Genomic DNA, 3,392 nt, shown 5'->3' with positions numbered 1-3,392 from the left:
CCCCCTTTACCAAAGGGGGGAGTCAGGATGGTCCATCGAAATCCTCGGCGCCGCCGAGAACAACCTGAAGGGCATCGACGTCGCCATCCCCCTGAACCGCCTGGTGGTCGTCACCGGCGTCTCCGGCAGCGGCAAGAGCACGCTGGTGCAGGACATCCTCTACAACGCCCTGCGCAAGGAGATGGGGCGGCCCGTGGAGACGCCCGGGGCGCACCGTGCCATCCGCGGCCATGAGCGGCTGCGCGAAGTGGTGCTGGTCGACCAGTCCCCCATCGGCCGCACGGCCCGCTCCAACCCGGTCAGCTACGTCGGCGCCTTCGACGCCGTCCGCGAGCTCTTCGCCGCCGAACCCCTCGCCCGCGCCCGCGGCTACACCGCCGGCACCTTCAGCTTCAACTCCGGCCTCGGCCGCTGCCCCACCTGCAGCGGCAGCGGCTTCGAGCACGTCGAGATGCAGTTCCTCGCCGACGTCTACCTGCGCTGTCCCGACTGCGACGGCACCCGCTTCCGGCCGGAGGTGCTGGAGGTGACGCTGGCGGCGGCCGACAGCGGTCCCGCCCGCTCCGTCGCCGGCGTGCTGGAGCTGACCGTCGCCGAGGCGCTCGCCTTCTTCGCCGACCGGCCGGCCGTGGCGAACGTCCTCGAACCGCTCTCGGCGGTCGGCCTCGCCTACCTGAAGCTTGGGCAGCCGGTTCCCACCCTCTCCGGGGGTGAGGCGCAGCGCCTCAAGCTCGCCGGACATTTGGCCGCGGCCAAATCCGACAGGTCCAAGGTCCAAGGTCCAAAGTCGAAGACCCAGGGACCCGGGAGCCGGGACCCGGGACGCGGAACCCTGTTTTTGTTCGACGAGCCGACGACGGGGCTGCACTTCGCCGACATCGCCACACTGCTGGCGGCCTTCCGGCGGCTGCTGGCCGAAGGGGACTCGCTGCTGGTGATCGAGCACAACCTCGATGTCATCCGCGCCGCCGACTGGCTCATCGACCTCGGCCCCGAGGGGGGCGAGGCGGGCGGCGAGGTCGTCTGCGTCGGAACGCCGCAGGAGGTGATGGCCTGCGAGGGGAGCCACACGGGTAAGGCGCTGCGGGAGTACGCGGCAGAAATCCCCCCCGGCCCCCCTGAAATCCCCCCCTACCCCCCTTTAAAAAAGGGGGGAGTTGCGGAAGTGCATGAAGTCACCCCCTTTACCAAAGGCGGTCGCGCGGAGCGCGGGGGGATTTCCGTCCCCGACGTCATCACCATCCGCAACGCCCGGGACCACAACCTCAAGCACATCGACCTCGACATCCCGCGCGACCGTTTCACCGTTCTCACCGGGGTCTCCGGCAGTGGCAAGAGCACGGTGGCCTTCGACATCCTCTTCGCCGAGGGGCAGCGCCGCTACCTGGAGTCGCTCAACGCCTACGCCCGCCAGTTCGTCCAGCCCGCCGCCCGCCCCGAGGTCGACGCCATCGCCGGCATCCCGCCGACGGTGGCGATCGAGCAGCGCACCAGCCGCGGCGGCCGCAAGAGCACGGTGGCGACGATGACCGAGCTCTACCACTTCCTGCGCCTGCTCTTCGTCAAGCTCGGCACCCCCTTCTGCCCCGACTGCGAAATCCCGATCGAGGAGCAGACGGAGGAGGCGATCGCGGCGCGACTGCTGCGCGAGCTGCGCGGCCGGCAGGTGAGCCTGCTCGCCCCGCTGGTGACGGCGCGCAAGGGGCTCTACACCGATCTGGCCAAATGGGCCGCCGGCAAGGGGTTCGTCCACCTGCGGGTCGACGGCCAGTGGCTGCCGACCATTCCCTGGCCGCGCCTCGACCGCTTCCGCGAGCACAGCATCGAGCTGCCGGTCGGCGAACTGACTGTGACGCCGGAGGCGGAGGGCGAGCTGCGCGAGCTGCTCCGGCGCGCCCTCGAGTTCGGCAAGGGGGTGGTGCTGGTCCTGCCCCTGGAGCCGCGCAGGCAGCAGGCGCAGCCGCGCCTCTTCTCCACGCACCGGGCCTGCCCCCAGTGCAGCCGCAGCTTTCCCGAGCCCGACCCGCGCCTCTTCTCCTTCAACTCCAAGCACGGCTGGTGCCCCCGCTGCTTCGGCACCGGCCTGGTCCTGCCCGGCTTCGACGAGCAGCAGAGCGGCGAGGAGATCTGGTGGAACGCCTGGTGGGAGGGGGAGGAGACGACCTGCCCGGCCTGCCAGGGGCAGCGGCTGCGGCCGGAGGCGCTGGCGGTGCGCTTCGACGGGCTGAGCATCGCCGAGTGGACCGCCCTGCCGGTGGCGGCGGCGGCCGGGCGCCTGGTGAAGCTGCAGCTCAAGGGGCGCTCCGCCGCCATCGGCCGCGACATCCTCCCCGAACTGGGCTCGCGCCTCGCCTTCCTGCGCGAGGTGGGCCTCGCCTACCTCGGCCTCGACCGCGCCGCCCCCACCCTCTCCGGCGGCGAAGCGCAGCGGCTGCGGCTGGCCGCCCAGCTCGGCTCCAACCTGCGCGGGGTCTGCTATATCCTCGACGAGCCGACCATCGGCCTGCACCCCCGCGACAACCGCATGCTCCTCGACACCCTGCGCCGGCTCGAGGGGAAGGGAAACACCATCGTCGTCGTCGAGCACGACGAGGAGACGATCCGCCGCGCCGAGCACGTCATCGACCTCGGCCCCGGCGGCGGCGTCGACGGCGGCCATGTGGTCGCCACGGGAACGGTCGAGGAGCTGATGCGCAGCCCCGCCTCGGTGACCGGACGCTTCCTCGCCAGGCCGCTGCGGCATCCTCTGGTCGAGCGGCGGCCGACCGACGCGGAAACGCCCCGGCTGGAGATCACCGGTGCCTGGCTGCACAACCTGAAGCAACTGCACCTCGCCCTCCCCCTGGGACGGTTGGTCTGCGTCACCGGGGTCTCCGGCAGCGGCAAGAGCAGCCTGGTGCGTGGCGTCCTGCACGACAACCTGCGGATGCTTCTTTCCAAGGAGGGCAAAACTTTAAGGGCGCAGCAGACTGCCCCCCTGCGGGGATGCAACAAACTGGAGGGATGGGAACAGCTCGGCCGCGTCCTGGAAGTCGACCAGACGCCGATCGGCAAGACCCCCCGCTCCTGCCCGGCCACCTACGTCGGTTTCTGGGACGAGATCCGGCGCCTCTTCGCCGGCACCCCCGAGGCGCGCATGCGCGGCTGGGGGCCGGGGCGCTTCTCCTTCAACGTCAAGGGAGGGCGGTGCGCCGAGTGCGAGGGACAGGGGGTGAAGAAGATCGAGATGAGCTTCCTCCCCGACGTGCGTGTCCCTTGTGAGGTCTGCGGCGGCGCCCGCTTCACCCCGGAGACGCAGCTGGTCGCCTTCAAGGGGAAAAACATCGCCGAGGTGCTGGCGATGAGCGTCGACGAGGCAGTGGAGTTCTTCCGCGCCCAGGCGAAGATCCACC

Annotated in this window: 1 protein-coding gene; it reads left to right on the top strand. The window is 70.7% G+C overall.

The genetic code is table 11. The features are described 5' to 3' along the window. Positions 1–3,392 (top strand): hypothetical protein (locus VD811_04085; GenBank protein ID HXV20158.1); only part of this gene is annotated, 3,392 nt, incomplete at both ends.

The sequence above is a fragment of the Desulfuromonadales bacterium genome (assembly GCA_035620395.1).
Classification (GTDB): Bacteria; Desulfobacterota; Desulfuromonadia; order Desulfuromonadales; family DASPGW01; genus DASPGW01.
Note: the sequence above shows the minus strand (reverse complement) of the source record. Positions and strands in the feature narration are given on the sequence as shown.